Source organism: Pseudomonas caspiana (assembly GCF_040224095.2).
GTDB classification, from domain to species: Bacteria; Pseudomonadota; Gammaproteobacteria; order Pseudomonadales; family Pseudomonadaceae; genus Aquipseudomonas; species Aquipseudomonas caspiana.
Genome location: NZ_CP167995.1, coordinates 6215360 through 6232796 on the forward strand (window position 1 = coordinate 6215360; position 17437 = coordinate 6232796).

The 17437-nt window shown below is 58.2% G+C and carries 15 protein-coding genes; 8 read left to right on the forward strand and 7 right to left on the reverse strand.

Going from position 1 to position 17437, the window contains the following annotated elements:
* Positions 1-326 precede the first annotated feature (326 nt).
* The gene (gene katE, locus ABRP31_RS28040) at positions 327-2477 is read left to right on the forward strand and encodes a catalase HPII (protein WP_349971241.1); all 2151 of its coding nucleotides are present in this window, start codon (positions 327-329) and stop codon (positions 2475-2477) included.
* A 152-nt stretch (positions 2478-2629) separates the two neighbouring features.
* Here katE and ABRP31_RS28045 read toward each other — a convergent pair whose 3' ends face one another.
* The 4 genes from ABRP31_RS28045 to ABRP31_RS28060 are packed head-to-tail and all read right to left on the reverse strand — an operon-like array spanning position 2630 to position 5444.
* A complete protein-coding gene (locus ABRP31_RS28045; protein ID WP_349971242.1) occupies positions 2630-3346 on the reverse strand; it encodes a PA5502 family lipoprotein in 717 nt (238 codons plus the stop codon).
* 37 nt (positions 3347-3383) lie between these two features.
* On the reverse strand, positions 3384-4172 hold the full coding sequence (znuB, locus tag ABRP31_RS28050; protein WP_087271438.1) for a zinc ABC transporter permease subunit ZnuB: 789 nt from the start codon (positions 4170-4172) through the stop codon (positions 3384-3386).
* Positions 4165-4962, reverse strand: a complete 798-nt coding sequence (gene znuC / locus ABRP31_RS28055; protein ID WP_349971243.1) for a zinc ABC transporter ATP-binding protein ZnuC — start codon at positions 4960-4962, stop codon at positions 4165-4167. The genes znuB and znuC overlap by 8 nt, the downstream gene beginning before the upstream one ends.
* Complete coding sequence (locus ABRP31_RS28060; RefSeq protein WP_087271443.1) at positions 4962-5444, reverse strand: Fur family transcriptional regulator; 483 nt, start codon at positions 5442-5444, stop codon at positions 4962-4964. The genes znuC and ABRP31_RS28060 overlap by 1 nt, the downstream gene beginning before the upstream one ends.
* 67 nt (positions 5445-5511) lie before the next feature.
* On the opposite strand from ABRP31_RS28060, the gene ABRP31_RS28065 reads away from it, so the two are divergent.
* Entirely contained in the window at positions 5512-6444 is a 933-nt protein-coding gene (locus ABRP31_RS28065; RefSeq protein WP_372489274.1) for a zinc ABC transporter substrate-binding protein, read from the forward strand.
* A 138-nt stretch (positions 6445-6582) separates the two neighbouring features.
* Here the strand turns inward: ABRP31_RS28065 and ABRP31_RS28070 are convergent, their stop codons facing one another.
* Entirely contained in the window at positions 6583-7533 is a 951-nt protein-coding gene (locus ABRP31_RS28070; protein ID WP_087271449.1) for a homoserine kinase, read from the reverse strand.
* A gap of 36 nt (positions 7534-7569) precedes the next feature.
* Positions 7570-7857, reverse strand: coding sequence for a DUF2782 domain-containing protein (locus ABRP31_RS28075; protein ID WP_087271453.1), 288 nt, complete (start codon positions 7855-7857; stop codon positions 7570-7572).
* Positions 7858-7931: 74 nt separating this feature from the next.
* On the opposite strand from ABRP31_RS28075, the gene polA reads away from it, so the two are divergent.
* The gene (gene polA, locus ABRP31_RS28080) at positions 7932-10694 is read left to right on the forward strand and encodes a DNA polymerase I (protein WP_349971246.1); all 2763 of its coding nucleotides are present in this window, start codon (positions 7932-7934) and stop codon (positions 10692-10694) included.
* 285 nt (positions 10695-10979) lie between these two features.
* Here polA and yihA read toward each other — a convergent pair whose 3' ends face one another.
* Positions 10980-11615, reverse strand: coding sequence for a ribosome biogenesis GTP-binding protein YihA/YsxC (gene yihA, locus ABRP31_RS28085; protein ID WP_087271460.1), 636 nt, complete (start codon positions 11613-11615; stop codon positions 10980-10982).
* A gap of 352 nt (positions 11616-11967) precedes the next feature.
* On the opposite strand from yihA, the gene ABRP31_RS28090 reads away from it, so the two are divergent.
* From ABRP31_RS28090 to ABRP31_RS28110, 5 genes are all read left to right on the forward strand, one after another.
* Positions 11968-12597, forward strand: coding sequence for a c-type cytochrome (locus tag ABRP31_RS28090; protein ID WP_349971247.1), 630 nt, complete (start codon positions 11968-11970; stop codon positions 12595-12597).
* 273 nt (positions 12598-12870) lie between these two features.
* Positions 12871-13503 (forward strand): thiol:disulfide interchange protein DsbA/DsbL, encoded by a 633-nt coding sequence (locus ABRP31_RS28095; RefSeq protein ID WP_087271467.1) that lies wholly within the window; start codon positions 12871-12873, stop codon positions 13501-13503.
* Between the two features lie 12 nt (positions 13504-13515).
* Positions 13516-14388, forward strand: coding sequence for an endonuclease/exonuclease/phosphatase family protein (locus ABRP31_RS28100; RefSeq protein WP_087271470.1), 873 nt, complete (start codon positions 13516-13518; stop codon positions 14386-14388).
* Positions 14385-16502: a diguanylate cyclase gene (locus ABRP31_RS28105; protein WP_349971248.1), complete on the forward strand. Its 2118-nt coding sequence runs from the start codon at positions 14385-14387 to the stop codon at positions 16500-16502. The genes ABRP31_RS28100 and ABRP31_RS28105 overlap by 4 nt, the downstream gene beginning before the upstream one ends.
* Before the next feature lie 79 nt (positions 16503-16581).
* Positions 16582-17358 carry an N-acetylmuramoyl-L-alanine amidase gene (locus ABRP31_RS28110; RefSeq protein WP_349971249.1) on the forward strand — a complete coding sequence of 259 codons (777 nt, stop codon included), beginning with the start codon at positions 16582-16584 and terminating at the stop codon, positions 17356-17358.
* The last annotated feature ends 79 nt before the right edge of the window (positions 17359-17437 follow it).

Consider the following 17437-nt stretch of genomic DNA (forward strand, 5'->3'; position numbering starts at 1 on the left):
ATAACGCACCCATCGAAATGGAATAAGGCGATGGGTGGCAATGATCTGGATTTCCTGTGGGAGCAGAGCTTGCTCGCGATGAGGCTCCGCAAATATCAGGTATATCGCGTCCAGTCTTATCGCGGGCAAGCCCTGCTCCCACAAGAAATCGCTCCGTTGGGAGCGCCACCCGACAGATGTTCGAAAAAAACACGGAACGCCTGTTTTTCTTCTCAGTCACTTTCTTAGTGCCGTGATTTCCCTGGGCTCGATTTCAGGGATTTTTGCTTATAAGCCCATGCCGGTTCCGGCTAAAGGGCAGACTGTCATTGAGGAGTTTTTGTCTGATGGCTACGAAGAAACCCACGAATACCGCAGGAACAGCAAAAAGCGAACTCGCAGGAACCGATACTCCGGACCGCAGCAACACCAACGCCAAGCTGGAAAGTCTGGAGCAGTTTCGCTCCGACGCGACCCAGCAGGCGCTGCGCACCAACCATGGTGTGAAGGTCTCCGACAACCAGAACACTCTGAAGGCAGGCGACCGCGGCCCGTCGCTGCTCGAAGATTTCATCATGCGTGAAAAAATCACGCACTTTGACCATGAGCGTATTCCAGAGCGCATCGTCCATGCCCGCGGCACTGGCGCGCATGGTTACTTTCAGGCTTACGAGGACCATGCCGCGCTGACCAAAGCTGGCTTCCTGCGTGATCCGGCCAAGCAAACCCCGGTGTTTGTGCGTTTTTCCACCGTACAAGGTCCTCGTGGTTCAGGCGATACCGTGCGTGACGTACGTGGTTTTTCCGTGAAGTTCTATACCGATGAAGGCAACTACGACCTGGTTGGCAACAACATGCCAGTGTTCTTTATCCAGGACGCGATCAAATTCCCGGACTTCGTTCACGCGGTCAAACCTGAACCGCATAACGAAATCCCGACCGGTGGCTCCGCTCACGACACCTTCTGGGATTTCGTCTCGCTGGTGCCTGAGTCCGCGCACATGGTGCTGTGGACTATGTCCGACCGCGCCATTCCAAAAAGCCTGCGCACCATGCAGGGTTTCGGCGTGCATACGTTCCGCATGATCAACACCGAGGGCAAATCGTCCTTCGTGAAATTCCACTGGAAGCCTAAATTCGGCGTTTGCTCGCTGGTATGGGACGAAGCGCAGAAGCTGGCCGGTAAAGACACCGACTTCCACCGTCGTGACCTGTGGGAATCCATCGAAACCGGCGATTACCCAGAATGGGAACTGGGCGTGCAGATCGTGGCAGAAGAGGACGAGCACAAGTTCGACTTCGATATTCTCGACCCGACCAAGATCATCCCTGAAGAACTGGTACCCGTGACGCCGCTGGGCAAAATGGTGCTCAACCGTAACCCGGACAATTTCTTCGCTGAAACCGAGCAGGTCGCGTTCTGCCCTGGTCACGTCGTGCCGGGTATCGATTTCTCCAATGACCCGCTGCTGCAAGGTCGTCTGTTTTCCTACACAGACACTCAGATCAGCCGTCTTGGCGGGCCGAACTTCCACGAGATCCCGATCAACCGCCCTGTCGCCCCGAACCACAATGGTCAGCGCGATGCTCAGCACCGCACCACGATCGACAAAGGCCGCGCTTCCTACGAGCCGAACTCGATTGACGGCGGCTGGCCGAAAGAAACCCCGGCTGGCCCGGTGGATGGCGGTTTTGAAAGCTATCCGGAGCGCATCGAAGCGCACAAGGTTCGTCAGCGTAGCGAATCGTTCTCCGACCACTTCTCGCAAGCCACGCTGTTCTTCAACAGCATGAGCCACCCTGAGAAAGAGCACATCATCGCGGCGTACAGCTTCGAGTTGGGCAAGGTCGAGCGCGAACACATTCGTGCACGTCAGGTGAACGAGATCCTGGCGAACATCGATCTGGAATTGGCTGCTCGTGTCGCCGCCAATCTAGGTCTGCCTGCGCCAACGGCTCCAACCGTGCCGTCCAGGAAGCAATCGCTTGAAGAGTCGCCGCTGTTGAGTCAGGTGAATCTGCTGTCGGGCGATATCGTGTCGCGCAAAGTGGCGATCCTTGTGGCCAATGGTGTCGACGACAAAGCTGTTGCGGCTATGAAAGCGGCGCTGGAAGCTGAAGGTGCTCACGCCAAGGTGCTGGGTCCGACTTCTGCGCCGGTGAAAACTGCCAGCGGTGCGAGCCTGCCGGTGGACGCCTCCATGGAAGGCTTGCCGTCGGTAGCGTTCGACGCAGTGTTCATTCCAGGTGGGGCTGCTTCGGTAACTGCACTGAGTGGCGATGGTGTCGCGTTGCACTATGTGCTCGAGGCTTACAAACACCTCAAGGCAATTTCGGTAAGTGGTGAGGCCAAGCAGATTATTGATCTGCTGCATCTGGATAAGGATGCCGGGCTGTTGGAAGTGTCTGACAGCAAGTCGTTCAAGCCTTTCTTCACCGCGATAGCCCAGCATCGGGTCTGGGATCGTGAGCCGAAGGCTAAAGCGATTCCTGCGTAAATCCTGTCGGAGCTCACGAGTAACGCGAGGCAGCCATGGAGGTCTGTCTCATAAACCGCTATCGCGGCCTCGCGGTGCTCGTGCGCTCCTACAGATCTACCGTTTGACGCGAGATAGCGCGGTGCCATAGACCCGAGGCGTGGCGGGCTCGGCTATTGCTGTGCAGGCTTCAGAACGACTGTCGCCGACTCATTGCGCTCAATCTTGCGGCGCAATTCCAGTTCAAAATCCGGATTGATCTTGTTTACCCGTTTGGTCAGCAAAGTGGCCAGCCACGGGTAATCGTCTGTGCGCGGTACTTGCAGTAGAACGACGCAGTTGAACGCTACCGTATCAGCAGCGATCGCATCCAGTTGGCGACGTAGTTGCGCCATATCGCCGATCTTCAATTCGATAGTCGTGCTTTCTGCCGATGGATCAATCAGTTTGGCGACACGCTTGGCTTCAGCTGCTTTCAACTCCGCTTCGGCCTGATCCAGCTCGGCTTTGCGGGCATGGGCGATTGCGCCGTTGACGCCGCTGGTCAAGGCGGGTGCTTTAGGCATCAAGGCTCGTGCTCGGCTCAACGCCGTGGCTGCTGCGTTGACGTCGCCCTTCTGCAGGCCAATCTGGCTGCGGCTCAGATACGCTTCTGCCAGACGACGCTGGAACGGCTCAAGGCGAATATCCGTTGGCGCTGCAGCTTGCAGCTTGGCCAACTGGTCTTCGGCTGTGGCCAGTTCATTGCTGGTAATGCTCTGCTCAAGCTGCGCGAAGCCGTCTGCTTCAGTCGCAGGGGCAGGCGCTTCGACTGTCGGCGTGTTTTGACAGGCCGCCAACAGAGCGGAAAATGCGGCAAGCAGCAGATAACGGGATGCGAACGGCTTCATTCCTGCGATTCTCTAATTGCGCAAAAAACGAGCAAGTCTACACCGCTCGTTTGGGGAGGACAAAACTCAGCAGAAACAATGCCGCTGCTGAAACCACAATTGATGGCCCTGCCGGGGTGTCCTTGAACCAGGACATCGACAGCCCGAGACACACGGCGACTATGCCCAGCACGCTTGCGCCTAATGCCATTTGCTCCGGCGAGCGGGCGTGACGCTGTGCCGCAGCTGCCGGAATGATCAGCAGCGATGTAATCAGCAGAACGCCGACAATTTTCATCGCCACGGCGATCACTACCGCGATCAACAACATCAGCGCCATGCGCAAGCCTGCGACGGGCAGGCCTTCAACCTTCGCCAGCTCTTCATGCACGGTAATCGCCAACAGTGGGCGCCAAAGTGCTATCAGTAATACCAGCACTGCCAGTGATCCGCCAAGGATCCAGATCAGGTCGTTAGGGCTGATCGCTAACAAATCGCCAAACAGGTAAGCCATCAGGTCGATGCGCACATCGTGCATGAAGCTCAGCACAACCAGCCCAAGAGACAACGTGCTGGGCGCAAGAATCCCCAGCAGCGTATCGGATGCCAGCGGCTGACGTTGCTGCAGGGTGACCAGCAGAATCGCCAGCAACAGGCAGCCGACAGTCACCGCAATCGTGGGGCTGACATCCAGCAAAAAGCCCAGTGCCACGCCTAGCAGCGCTGCGTGAGAAAGCGTGTCGCCAAAATAGGCCATGCGTCGCCAGACTACGAATGAACCCAGCGGTCCTGCAACAAGTGCCAAGGCCAGGCCGGCTAGCAAGGCGTAGAGAAGAAAATCAGCCATGCTTGCAGCTGTCCCCGTGAACATGTGTGTGTGCGTGACCAGCCGGGTCGGCGGTCTCTTCAACGACTTCGCCATGCAGGTCATGGGCGTGGTCGTGATGGTGGTGATAGATCGCCAGGCTTTGCGCGTTTTTGCCAAACAGCTCGACGAACGCCGGGTCGTGGCTAACTTGTTCCGGATGGCCGGAGCAGCAGACGTGGCGATTCAGGCACACCACCTGATCCGTGGTGCTCATCACCAGATGCAGATCGTGGGAGACCATCAGCACACCGCAGCCATGGCGGTCACGCAGGCGGGTAATCAAACTGTAAAGCTCGGCTTGCCCGGCGACGTCGACGCCCTGCACGGGCTCGTCCAGTACCAGCAATTCCGGTTTGCGCAACAAGGCGCGAGCCAGCAGAACGCGCTGCATCTCACCGCCGGAAACGCTTTGCAGTGGGCTGTCGATAACCTTCTCGGCCCCAACTTCAGCGAGCGCTGCCAGCGCGGCCCCACGGTCAACGCCGGGCACCAGACGCAGAAAGCGTAGTACCGACAGTGGCAGCGTTGGGTCAACGTGCAGCTTTTGCGGCATGTAGCCAACGCGCAGCTTCGGTTTACGCCAGACGCTGCCGGTGTCCGGTTTAAGCAAACCGAGCACCGCACGCACCAGCGTGGTTTTACCCGCGCCGTTGGGGCCGATCAGGGTGACGATTTCCCCAGGCTTGACGCTCAGGTGAATATTTTCCAGCACGTTCTGCCCGGACAGGGCGACGCCAACGTGCTCAAGCTTGATCAACGCGTTGCTCATCAGGCGGCCTTGCAGCCGGAACACACCCCGATGATTTCCACCGTCTGGCCTTCGACCGCAAAGCCCACGTCGGCAGCCGCAGTGGTCACGGCCTCGCTGATGGTCGGGCTTTGCAGCTCAATGGCGGCGTGGCATTCACGGCAAATCAGGAACTGGCCTTGATGCACGTGAGTCGGGTGGTTGCAGCCGGTGAAGGCGTTCAGGGACGCGATGCGATGTACGAGACCGTTTTCCAGCAGGAAATCCAGCGCTCGGTAAACGGTAGGCGGCGCAGCACGACGGCCATCTTCTTCGCTGAGCACCGCGAGGATGTCGTAGGCACCCAGCGGTTTGTGGCTCTGCCAGACGAGTTCCAGCACGCGACGGCGCAGGGCAGTCAGGCGCAGGCCTTTCTGGGCGCACAGGGTATCGGCTTCGGAAAGCGCGGTATGCACGCAGTGGGAGTGGTCGTGAGGGCGACTGGCCAACGGTGTAATAGGCATGGGCGGCGACGATAATTGCTAGAGACGTTATTATGTTACCCGTTCTAGCCTTCTATGAGTGGCCCACGTGTACCGTCTTTTTGCTCTATTTGTCGCTTTAACCGCAAGTTTGCTGACAATTTCCCCGGTTCAGGCCGATGTCCGCGTCCTCACCAGCATCAAGCCATTGCAGCTGATTGCTGCGGCTGTGCAGGATGGTGTCGGTACGCCAGAGGTGCTTTTGCCGCCAGGGGCGTCGCCGCATCACTATGCTTTGCGGCCATCCGACGTACGGCGCGTGCAGCAATCCGATTTGCTCTACTGGATCGGCCCGGACATGGAAGGCTTCCTGCCTCGTGTCCTGAAAAACCGGACCTTGCCGGTCGTCGCCGTGCAATCGCTACCGGGTCTGAAGTTGCGCCACTTCGGCGCAGACAGCGCGTCCCACGAAGAAGACGATGACCACGGCCACGACGAGCATGACCACGATCATCGGCCCGGTAGCCTCGATGCGCATTTGTGGTTGTCGTCGGTGAATGCCCGGGTGATCGCGGCAAAAATGGCCACCGACCTGAGCGCTGCCGATCCGGCCAATGCCGCGCGGTATGCAAGTAATGCCAAAGCGTTCAATGCGCGTCTGGACACATTGGATGCGCGAATCAAAGGCCGTGTAGCCGGAATCGCGGGCAAGCCGTACTTCGTATTCCATGAGGCTTTCGATTATTTCGAAGACGCTTATGGCCTCAAGCATGCGGGCGTATTCAGCGTTGCTGCCGAGGTTCAGCCCGGTGCCCAGCATGTCGCTGCCATGCGTGCGCGGCTGAAGGAAGTTGGCAAGACCTGCGTATTCAGCGAGCCGCCATTGCGTCCACGTCTGGCCGAAACCCTGACGGCCGGGCTGCCTGCAAAACTGGCTGAGCTGGATGCGCTGGGCGGAGATACTCAGGCAAACGCGACCGGTTATGAGCTGCTGCTGAACAAGCTGGGTGATGATTTGGTGGGGTGCCTGGAGAGTCTTTGAGGTCGGTTGATAGTTTTTGTAGGAGCTGCCGAAGGCTGCGAAGGCGGTGTGTCAGAATTGCCCATTCGCAGCCTTCGGCAGCTCCTACAGGTTCTTGGCATTCGGTTTAACAGTGCCGACCTTTGAAGCTTTGTGGATTTACAACGCAAACGGCAGCGGCAGGTGCGTTTCCTGCCGTTGGGCCAAGCGTTTCTCGAACTCCATCGGGTCGTGGATCAGCACGTCCTGCCCTGCGTTGGATTCCGCCGCAATCAAGCGCGACAGCCAGAAACGCACGCAACCTACGCGCAGCATGGTCGGCCACAACTCGGCTTCGGCCGCTGTGAACGGGCGCAACCCTGCGTAGGCACCCAGCAATGCACGCCCGCGTGGCGCGTCGATCTTGCCTTCTTCGTCCGAGCACCAGTCATTCAATGCGATAGCCAGGTCGTAAAGCATCGGCCCTGAGCAGGCGTTGTAGAAGTCGATCAGCCCGGTCAGGTGCGTGCCTTCAAACAGCGCGTTGTCGCGGAACAGATCGGCATGCAGATTGGCCCGAGGCAGCGCCATGATCCTGGGCTTCAAGCGTTCGATTTCTTCCAGTGCAGCTTTGAGCAACGCGCTGGGTGCGGCTTCCAGATGAGAAATCAGTGTCGCGCCTTCGGCGAGCATCCAGTCTAGGCCGCGATCGGTCTTGCGCTCCAGTATCTTGTCGCGAGTCGCCAGGTGCAGATGACCCAGCAGCTCACCGATTTGCACGCAATGCTGCGTGTTCGGCGCGCTGATGTGTTTGCCTGGCAGCCGCGGTTGCAGCAACGCCGGTTTGCCGGCCAGCTCGCGCAAGGCAGCGCCGTCCGTGGTGCGCAAGGCATACGGTACCGGCAGATCAGCCTCGTGGAGGGTGTCCAGCAGTTCGATGAAGAACGGCATTTCCTGAACCGGACCGCGTTCCACAAGCGTCAGTACGAACTCACCCTGCTCCAGGCTAATGAAGTAGTTGGTGTTTTCGCTTCCGGCGGCAATGCCTTGAAAGTCACGTAGATGGCCTAGCCCGTAAGGGGCGAGAAATGTTTCCAGCTCGGGCCGAGCCAGTGGGGTAAATACGGACATATCAGGGCTGCCAGCAAAAAAGGTGAATGTGGGACCTTACCACTCGAATATTTTCCACGATGGAATCAGCATATCCGGTTGGTCTGAACGAATGAAATTGGCGTCTGTACCATCGGCGCGCACCAGGAAGTAAGGTTTACCGCCTTTCGGGGTGATCTTGATCGCATACAGGAAACCGTTCTGGCGGTACTCCTGAATGGTCCTGTCACCTTCGGTGCGGATTGTAACTTCCGGGTCTCCTGACGGTGCTTCATCGGCAGCAACGGCAATCAGCGGGCAGAGTGTAAACAGGCCGGCCAGCAACAGGCGATTTGTTGTGCGCATGATAACCTTGTCCCTTTGTCGTCAATGGTCCTCGCATTCTAGCGCCGACCCCGCCGAAAAGGTTGATTCTGCTCATGAGCCAAGCTCCCCTCGTCCTGGTGGACGGTTCTTCTTACCTGTACCGCGCTTTTCATGCGCTGCCGCCGCTCGCCACGTCCAAGGGTTTGCCCACGGGTGCCGTGAAAGGCGTGCTGAATATGCTCAAAAGCCTGCGTCGGCAATACCCGGACAGCCCGTTCGCTGTGGTGTTCGACGCCAAGGGCGGTACGTTCCGTGACGAGCTGTACGCTGAATACAAGGCTAACCGGCCAAGCATGCCGGACGATTTGCGCGTGCAGATCGATCTGCTGCACGCCTGTGTGAAAGGTTTGGGTTACCCGTTACTGTGCGTTGACGGGGTCGAAGCTGACGACGTGATTGGCACACTGGCGCGCAGCAGTGCAGCGGCGGACCGACCGGTAATCATTTCCACCGGCGACAAGGACATGGCGCAGCTGGTCGACGGCCATATCACGCTGGTCAACACCATGACCGGTAGCGTGCAGGACGTGGCAGGTGTGAAGGAGAAGTTCGGCGTCGGTCCTGAGCACATCATTGATTACCTGGCGCTGATGGGCGACAAGGTCGACAACATTCCGGGCGTGCCGGGAGTGGGCGAAAAAACCGCCGTAGGCCTGTTGGTCGGCGTCGGTGGTGGCCTGAAAGAGCTGTACGAAAACCTCGAAATGGTCGCGACGCTGCCCATTCGTGGCGCGAAGAACCTGGCGGCCAAGCTCGAAGAGCACCGCGCCATGGCATTCCTGTCGTATGAGCTGGCGACGATCAAGATCGACGTGCCGCTGGATATCGAACTGGATCAACTGCACTGCACAGAGCCTGATCGTGAAGCGCTGCTTGAGCTGTACGCCGAGCTGGAATTCAAAAGCTGGATCGAAGAACTGCACCGTGACGCCAAGCGTGTCGGTCTGGAAATCGCTATCGAAGAAGCCCCGGCTCCGGCAGAGTCCCGCTACGAAACCATCCTGGAGCAGGACCAGCTCGACGTCTGGCTGAAGAAGCTCAACGACGCCAAGCTGGTGGCATTCGTGACCCAGAGCAATGGCCTGGACGCCCAGCGTGCGCAACTGGTGGGTTTGTCATTTGCCGTGCAGACTCACGAAGCTGCTTACATTCCGCTGACCCACTCGTACATGGGTGTTCCGCAGCAGCTGGACCGCGACCATGTCCTCAAGCAGCTCAAGCCGCTGCTGGAAGACCCGAGCAAAATCAAAGTCGGCCAGCACGCCAAGTTCGATATCAATATCCTCGCGAACTGCGCCATCGACGGTGATCAGAGCCAGGGCATTGCGGTTCAGGGGCTGCTCTACGACACCATGCTGGAATCCTATGTGCTGGATTCCACCGCGACCCGTCATGACCGCGAAAGCCTGGCGCTGAAATACCTGGGCCATGCCGCCGGAAATATTCAGGACATCGCTGGCAAGGGCGTGAAGCAACTGACGTTCGACCAGATTTCACTGGAGTTGGCCGCGCAGTACGCTGCCCAGGAAGCGGACGTAACGTTACGCCTGCACGAAGCGCTTCAGGCGAAGCTCACTGCCATTCCAAGCCTGTTGCCGGTACTCAACGATATCGAGATGCCATTGGTGCCGGTGCTGGCAGGCATCGAGCGGCAAGGTGCGTTGGTAGACGCCAAGCTGCTTGGCATTCAAAGCGTCGAGCTGGGCGACAAGATGGTCGCTCTTGAGCGCGAGGCGTTCGAGATTGCCGGGGAGGAGTTCAATCTGGGCTCGCCCAAACAACTGGGTGTGATTCTCTACGAAAAACTCGGCATGCCGATCCTGAGCAAGACCGCCAAGGGGCAGGCCTCCACCGCTGAAGCGGTGCTGGCTGAACTGGCCGAGCAAGGTTTCCCGCTGCCTACGGTCCTGATGAAGTACCGCTCGATGAGCAAGCTCAAGAGCACTTACACCGACCGCCTGCCGGAGCAGATCAACCCGCGTACGGGGCGTATTCACACGTCCTATCATCAAGCGGTGGCAGTGACCGGGCGCCTTTCTTCCAGTGACCCGAACCTGCAGAACATCCCGATCCGTACCGCAGAAGGGCGTCGTATTCGTCAGGCTTTTGTCGCGCCCAAGGGCTACAAGCTGTTGGCGGCGGACTACTCGCAGATTGAGCTGCGCATCATGGCTCACCTGGCCAAGGATGAAGGCTTGTTGCACGCGTTCCGTAATGATCTGGACGTTCACCGGGCAACGGCCGCAGAAGTTTTCGGCGTCGAGCTCGAAGCGGTAACGACTGACATGCGTCGCAGCGCCAAGGCGATCAACTTCGGCCTGATTTACGGCATGAGCGCTTTCGGTCTGGCCAAGCAGATCGGTGTTGATCGCAAACAGTCCCAGGCCTATGTAGATCGATATTTCGCTCGCTATCCCGGCGTGCTCGATTACATGGAGCGCACCCGTACGCAGGCGGCTGAGCAGGGTTTCGTTGAGACCATTTTTGGCCGTCGTCTGTATTTGCCAGACATCAACGCCAAGAACCAGGCTCTGCGCAAAGGCGCCGAGCGCATGGCGATCAACGCGCCTATGCAGGGCACGGCGGCAGACATCATCAAGAAGGCCATGGTGGCGGTAAATGGCTGGCTGCAAGAGTCCGGGCTAGACGCCAGAGTGATCCTGCAAGTACACGATGAACTGGTGCTGGAGGTTCGTGAAGATCTGGTTGAACAGATCAGCGAGCAGATCCGTCCGCACATGAGTGGCGCGGCACAGCTGGATGTTCCGCTATTGGTGGAAGTTGGTGTCGGCAACAACTGGGACGAGGCGCACTGATCAAGGTGCTGAACCCGGGCAAGCATGCGGTTTCCTGTGGGAGCCGGGCTTGCCCGCGATAAACGATAACGCGGTGTACCAGACGGACCGTTCGGAGAATTTCCTCCGGCCAGGAACTTACGCCTCGAAAAGCCAGTCAGAGAACTCGATTGGCTGCGAAGCCAGTCATGCTCCTAGTTGTGTTAAGTGTTGGCAGATATCCGGCTTCCCTCCCTGGAAGTCTGGAACTTGAACCCCGAACTTCCCCTCCCCCATATGAAGTCCGGGGTTTTTTTTGCCTGCGATTTACTCGGCAGGTGCCTTGTCTTCCAGCTCCATCCAGCCTGCAAGCACGGTATAGGCCTCTTCCAGACCCATACGCTTGGGTGCCGAGAACAGCTGGATAGTGACGGCATCGCCCCAGCCCTTGCGGATTTCTGACTGAACCTTGAGCAGCGTGTTCTTGGCTGCGCCGTAAGTCAGCTTGTCGGCTTTGGTCAACAGAATGTGCATCGGCATGTGGCTGGCGATCGACCAGTCCAGCATCAGGATGTCGAAGTCCGTCATCGGGTGACGGATGTCCATCATCAGAATCAGACCTTTCAGGCTTTCCCGGCTGCCCAGATAAGCTTCAAGGTGACGCTGCCAGTGTTGCTTGAGCGGAATTGGCACCTTGGCGTAGCCGTAACCCGGCAGGTCGACCAGACGCCGCTCATCGTCCAGTTTGAAGAAGTTCAGCAGCTGAGTACGACCTGGCGTCTTCGATGTACGGGCCAGGCTGGCGTGGGTCAGCGTGTTCAGAGCGCTGGACTTGCCCGCGTTGGAACGCCCTGCGAAGGCCACTTCAAAGCCTTCGTCGTCCGGGCATTGGTCGACTTTGGCTGCGCTGAGCATGAAGGTTGCCTGTTGGCACAAGCCGAGGATGGGATTCTTGAGTTGCATGTGATTTCCGGTGAGAGCGGTGCCAGCAAGGGGTGCGGCAAGAGGTGTCGTTTCCGTTTCAGTGAGGCCAGTATATAATTACCGCAGATTTTGTGTGTGCTTTGTCCCGGTCACCGGGAGCTACATCAGCCAAGCGAGAACTATAAGCGCATTAGAACGCAGTCCGCTTTTAACCTGAAAGGGTTGCTGAGTATGAAGGCTTTGGAGCCGCCTGTGTTCAGGAGTTCAAAGCGATGCCGTCGCGTGGATTGTGCAGGGACCGCAATAGCGGGGATTCGTGAACCTTCATCCGTCTGGATGAGCGAGTCCACCTCTATATAACTATTCACCTTTAGCCGATTTGGATTACCTGATGAACAAAATTTTCTTGAGGCTGCTGTTGACCCTGCCGTTGAGCTTGGCCGTCTGCAGTACGGCTCAGGCGGCTGAAAAGGTAGTCGGCGACGCGGCTGCTGGCCAGGCCAAAACCGTGGTTTGTGGTGCTTGTCATGGCCCTGACGGTAACAGCCTGGCGCCAAACTTCCCCAAACTGGCAGGTCAAGGCGAACGTTATCTACTCAAGCAATTGCATGAAATCAAAGACGGCAAACGCGTCGTGCTGGAAATGACCGGCTTGCTGGCCAGTCTCAATGAACAGGACCTGAACGACATCGCCGCGTTTTACGCCAGCCAGAAAGGCACTATTGGTGCAGCTGACGAAAATCTGGTCGCTCGCGGTGAAGCGCTATTCCGAGGCGGCAATTTGAGTGAAGGCATGCCGGCTTGCACCGGGTGTCATTCGCCCAATGGCGTAGGCAACGAACAAGCAGGGTTCCCGCATCTGGGCGGCCAGCATGCTGATTACATCAAGAAGCAGCTTGTGGCCTTCCGCGAAGGTGAACGCACCAATGACGGCGACACCATGGTCATGCGCTCCATTGCTGCGAAGTTGAGCAACAAGGATATCGAAGCGCTTTCGCAGTACATCCAGGGGCTTCATTGATGGCTGATCCTGTGGGAGCCGCCCGGCTCCCACAGGATCATTGATTACGTGGGCCGGAATTGCCTCGCATGAAGCGCCACTGCCCAGATACTGAAACACCTCGTTACCGTTCTTCGCGGGCAGGCTGGGCTCGAACAGATTTTCAACTCAAAAAGGGTGGCTTCGGCCACCCTTTTTTGCTCTTGCCAGCGTTACACTAGCGAACTCGCGCCTTGTCGGTCGGTCGAAGTCCGGTCGTTTCAAGGCGACTCAAATCAGCCTCAGGAGTAAAGCATGCGTAATCTGATCCTCAGCGCCGCACTGGTTGCCGCCAGTCTGTTCGGTATCACGGCACAAGCTGCCGAGCCTATCGAAGCCGGTAAGCAGTACACCGTGCTGAGCAGCGCTGTTCCTGTTTCCGAGCCAGGCAAGATCGAAGTCGTGGAAATGTTCTGGTACGGCTGCCCGCACTGCTACGCATTCGAGCCGACCATCAACCCATGGGTTGAGAAGCTGCCAGCCGACGTTCACTTCGTCCGCATCCCTGCCATGTTCGGCGGCCCATGGGACGCACACGGTCAACTGTTCATCACGCTGGACACCATGGGTGTAGAGCACAAGGTTCACGCTGCGGTATTCGACGCGATCCAAAAAGGCGGCAAGCGTCTGACCGACAAAAATGACATGGCCGAGTTCGTGGCTACCCAAGGTGTCGACAAGGACGAGTTCCTGAAAACCTTCGACTCTTTCGCTGTGAAGGGCAAGATCGCCCAGTACAAAGAACTGGCCAAGAAGTATGAAATCACGGGTGTACCGACCATGATCGTCAACGGCAAGTACCGCTTCGATCTGGGTTCTGCTGGTGGTCCTGAGCAGACTCTGCAAGTAGCCGATCAGCTCATCGCCAAAGAGCGAGCGGCCAAGTAAGCAGCGCCTGCCATGCGGCGCAGGAAAGAAGCACGAAGCGTTGGCCTGCATGATCCGCGGGTCAACGAAGATCACCTGCAAGCCAGTGGTCTGCCGGCTGATGGCCGGCTTCGCTTGCTCAGCTTCAACATCCAGGTCGGTATCAGCACCGGTCGCTATGGGCATTACGTCACGCGCAGCTGGCAGCATTTGCTGCCACACGTGGGGCGGGCCAGCAATCTACAGAAGATAGGTGACTTGCTGGGCGACTTTGATCTGGTCGCCCTGCAGGAAGCCGATGGCGGCAGTCTGCGCTCTGGCTACGTCAATCAAGTCGAACACCTGGCCCAGCTTGGCGCCTTCCCTTACTGGTATCAGCAGCTCAATCGCAACCTTGGTCGTTTCGGTCAGCACAGCAATGGTGTGCTCAGTCGTTTGCGCCCGTGGGCCATCGAGGATCACCCGCTGCCGGGACCTGCCGGGCGCGGTGCGATTCTGCTTCGCTTCGGTGAAGGTGAAGATGCGCTGGTCGTTGTGATGATGCACCTTGCCCTGGGGGCTCGCACCCGTACACGCCAACTGGCGTATATCCGGGAGTTGATCGGTGGTTTTCGTCATCAGGTATTGATGGGCGACATGAACACTCATGCGCTCGACCTGCTTGAAAACTCGCCGTTACGTGACTTGGGGCTGCTGGCGCCACAAGTTGAAGCGACATTTCCGAGTTGGCGGCCACAGCGCTGCCTTGATCATATTCTGCTCAGTCCTACACTCACTCTGGAACGGGTTCAGGTACTGGCTCAGCCAATCTCTGATCATTTACCCGTTGCAGTAGAGATCCGCCTGCCTGCTTCATTGAGTGGCGACTCGCTGCCCGTTATCAGTCATCGCGGATCCCCTGAATGAGCGACGAAGCAGAACGCTGGCGAGAGAAGTACCTCAAAGGCATCGAACAACAGGACAAACTCGAAAAACGCTGGAATGCCCGTCTCGACCTGTTACGCCGCGGTCTGGTGCGCAGCAGTCTGGCGGCCGAGGGCTCGGATAGGGCTGTCGACCAGTGCATGAAGGAAATGCGCGAAATCGTCCGTAAGGACGACATGGACGCAGGCCTTGCCGCTTTGATTCCAAAGCTGGAAAAAGCGGTACTGGATTCGGAGCAGCGCCGCGAAGAGCGTGCTGCTCAGGTGAGTAGCGCATTGGTGTCGCTGGTCACGCAGCTGCAGTCTCTGCAACTGCCCAAGGACGTACGCAAACCCCTCAAACGTTTCGCCAAGGATCTGGAAGAGCGTGCCTCCCAGGCGCGGGAGCTGCCTCTATTGCTGGGGGAGTTAAGCGGCCTGCAGGGCCAGGCCCTGACCGTAATAGAGCGTCCAGAGGAGCCGCATCGTCCGGGTTTGTTGCAGCGTCTTTTTGGCGGACATGAAACAAGCGATGCCGCTGTCAAAGCGGCTGACGCAACTGTGGCCCCGGCTGCTGACGCAGAGCAGGGAGCCGAGCGTGCGCCGACTCCGATAGAGGTCGATGACTGGGAAGAGCCCGTAGACGCAGCGAAACGAGCGGAAGCCGACACTGTTCCACCAGTCGTTGCGGTGACAGTCCCTCAGGAAGCACCGCCTCCAGTGACTTCTGCGCTGCAAGTCCAGCAGCCAGGCGTGTCGAGCCCATTGATTGAACCGACGGTCGTTGCTGTGGCGGAGGCGCCGGCGCCGGCGCAACCTGTTCCTGTTCCTGTTCCTGTTCCTGTTCCTGTTCCTGTTCCTGAGCCGCAAACGCCTGCCGCGGCCGCCGCTGCTCCTGCGGATCAAGTCGCTCCGCTTCAGGACTTGCTCACGCCAACCCCCGCAGTGCCTTACGAATATGCGCCGGAGCCGCCTGCAGCCGCAGTCGTTGAAGACGATGTGGCGCAAGAGTCAGAGCCTGGTGATGAGGATGCGGTTTACGCGTTGCCGAGTTCACCCGAGCCCAGTTACAGCTCGGTGGCAGCGCATATCGAAGACACCCTGTTGGGTCTGCTGAATGACCTGACTCTGCCCGAGCACCATCGCCCGCAAGCCGAGGCGATGCGTTTGCGTCTTGAACATGGGTTGAACTGGTACGAACTGCTGCCCATCCTCGACGATCTTGCGGTCTTGATGTTGGCAATCACTGACAGTGGTCAGCATGAGTTCGAGGTTTACCTAAAACAACTCAATGAGCGCCTGGAGTCTTTCCAGAGCAACCTTCAGGCTGCCAGTGAGGATTATGTCGGTCAGCAGACTGCCTCGCGTGAGCTGAACAATGAGCTGCGCCTGCAAGTAGACGGCTTACAAAACAGTGTTCAGGACGCGGCCGATTTACCTAGCCTGAAGAAGGTCCTGGAAGACCGCCTGGAAGGCTTGCTGGGCACCATGGATCAGCACCAGAAAGCACGTGATGAGCGTGAGCAGGACGTTGCGGCGCGTCTGCAGAGTCTCGCCAGTCGAGTCGCAACCATGGAGCAGGAAGCGCTTGGCTTCAGGGCCAATCTTGAAGAGCAGCGACAAAAGGCTTTGATCGATCCACTGACCGGCTTACCCAATCGGGCGGCGTGGGAAGAGCGTCTTGGGCATGAAATGGCCCTCTGGCAAAAGAATAAAACCAATCTGCTGGTCTGCATTCTGGATCTGGATCTGGATCACTTCAAGCGCATTAACGATGGTTATGGACACCTGGCCGGTGATCGGGTCCTCAAGATCGTGGGCAAGGTGCTGAAAAAACAGCTGCGCTCCACGGATTTCATTGCTCGCTTCGGGGGGGAAGAGTTTGTGATTCTGCTCCCGGCAACTCAAGTAACAGCCGGCCTGGCTTTGCTTGAGCAGTTGCGAGCCGCTGTCGAGCAGTGTCCTTTCCACTTCAAAAGTGAGCCAGTAACGATCACTGTGTCTACCGGCGTGACCGCGTTACGTCCTGGCGAGCGCAGTGATGTGGCTCTCAAACGCGCTGATCAGGCTTTGTACCGTGCCAAGGAAAATGGCCGAAACCGTATTGAACAGGGCTGACGTTGATCTCCTGGTCGTGAGCGTTGTCACTGGAGTGCGTTATGCTCCGTTCTTTTATTGCCTAAGTGTTCAGGTTTTCATGAAGCTGTTTTTATCTGCCCTGCTGCTCATTACGTTGACCGCTTGCACCAGCGGGCCACGACTCGACACCAGTCATCCCTCGGTGAATTACGACAACCGCGTGCAGTTTGTCGTGGTGCATTACACCTCGGCGACGCTAGAGCGCTCCCTTGAGTTGTTGACCCACGGCGAGGTCAGCGCGCATTACCTGATCGGTGATACGCCGCCGACCATCTACAAGCTCGTCGATGAGAGCGCCCGAGCGTGGCACGCGGGTGAAAGTGAGTGGGATGGGCGTACCTGGCTAAACTCTGCGTCTATCGGCATCGAAATCGTCAATCCTGGCTACCGCGACACACCGACAGGCAGGCTTTGGTATCCATACTCCGAAGGCCAGATTCAGGCCTTGATCGTACTGCTCAAGGACATCGTCAAGCGTAACCATATCGACCCGCGTCACATCATCGGCCATAGCGATATTGCACCGGCGCGCAAGCTTGATCCGGGGCCGCTGTTCCCGTGGAAACGGCTGGCGCAGGAAGGCCTGGGTGTCTGGCCAGACGAGCGTCTGGTGGCGGAGCAACAGGCATTGATGCTCGATAGCGTGCCGGACATTGCCTGGTTTCAGCAGCAGCTTGCTCGAGTGGGTTACACCACACCGCAGACCGGTGAGCTGGATGTCGCGACACGAGATGTGTTGGCCGCCTTTCAGATGCATTATCGGCCCGCACGTTTTGACGGACAGCCCGATGTGCAGAGTGCGGCAATCCTGAAGGTGCTCAACCGCCAGCGCTAATTGCACTAAATCGTTGCCGCAGCCCCAATCAGACGGGCTATTTGCGCGCTTGTTGCTATACCTAGAGGGTTTCCTCCGG

Excerpts from the sequence above, each read along its gene's own strand:
- katE (WP_349971241.1), top strand. The coding sequence starts at position 327 with ATGGCTACGAAGAAACCCACGAATACCGCAGGAACAGCAAAAAGCGAA.
- yihA (WP_087271460.1), bottom strand. The coding sequence starts at position 11,615 with ATGCAACTCAAGAATCCCATCCTCGGCTTGTGCCAACAGGCAACCTTC.
- ABRP31_RS28105 (WP_349971248.1), top strand. The coding sequence starts at position 14,385 with ATGAGCGACGAAGCAGAACGCTGGCGAGAGAAGTACCTCAAAGGCATC.
- ABRP31_RS28100 (WP_087271470.1), top strand. The coding sequence starts at position 13,516 with ATGCGGCGCAGGAAAGAAGCACGAAGCGTTGGCCTGCATGATCCGCGG.
- ABRP31_RS28095 (WP_087271467.1), top strand. The coding sequence starts at position 12,871 with ATGCGTAATCTGATCCTCAGCGCCGCACTGGTTGCCGCCAGTCTGTTC.
- ABRP31_RS28075 (WP_087271453.1), bottom strand. The coding sequence starts at position 7,857 with ATGCGCACAACAAATCGCCTGTTGCTGGCCGGCCTGTTTACACTCTGC.
- ABRP31_RS28045 (WP_349971242.1), bottom strand. The coding sequence starts at position 3,346 with ATGAAGCCGTTCGCATCCCGTTATCTGCTGCTTGCCGCATTTTCCGCT.
- znuC (WP_349971243.1), bottom strand. The coding sequence starts at position 4,962 with ATGAGCAACGCGTTGATCAAGCTTGAGCACGTTGGCGTCGCCCTGTCC.
- ABRP31_RS28110 (WP_349971249.1), top strand. The coding sequence starts at position 16,582 with ATGAAGCTGTTTTTATCTGCCCTGCTGCTCATTACGTTGACCGCTTGC.
- znuB (WP_087271438.1), bottom strand. The coding sequence starts at position 4,172 with ATGGCTGATTTTCTTCTCTACGCCTTGCTAGCCGGCCTGGCCTTGGCA.
- ABRP31_RS28060 (WP_087271443.1), bottom strand. The coding sequence starts at position 5,444 with ATGCCTATTACACCGTTGGCCAGTCGCCCTCACGACCACTCCCACTGC.
- polA (WP_349971246.1), top strand. The coding sequence starts at position 7,932 with ATGAGCCAAGCTCCCCTCGTCCTGGTGGACGGTTCTTCTTACCTGTAC.
- ABRP31_RS28070 (WP_087271449.1), bottom strand. The coding sequence starts at position 7,533 with ATGTCCGTATTTACCCCACTGGCTCGGCCCGAGCTGGAAACATTTCTC.
- ABRP31_RS28090 (WP_349971247.1), top strand. The coding sequence starts at position 11,968 with ATGAACAAAATTTTCTTGAGGCTGCTGTTGACCCTGCCGTTGAGCTTG.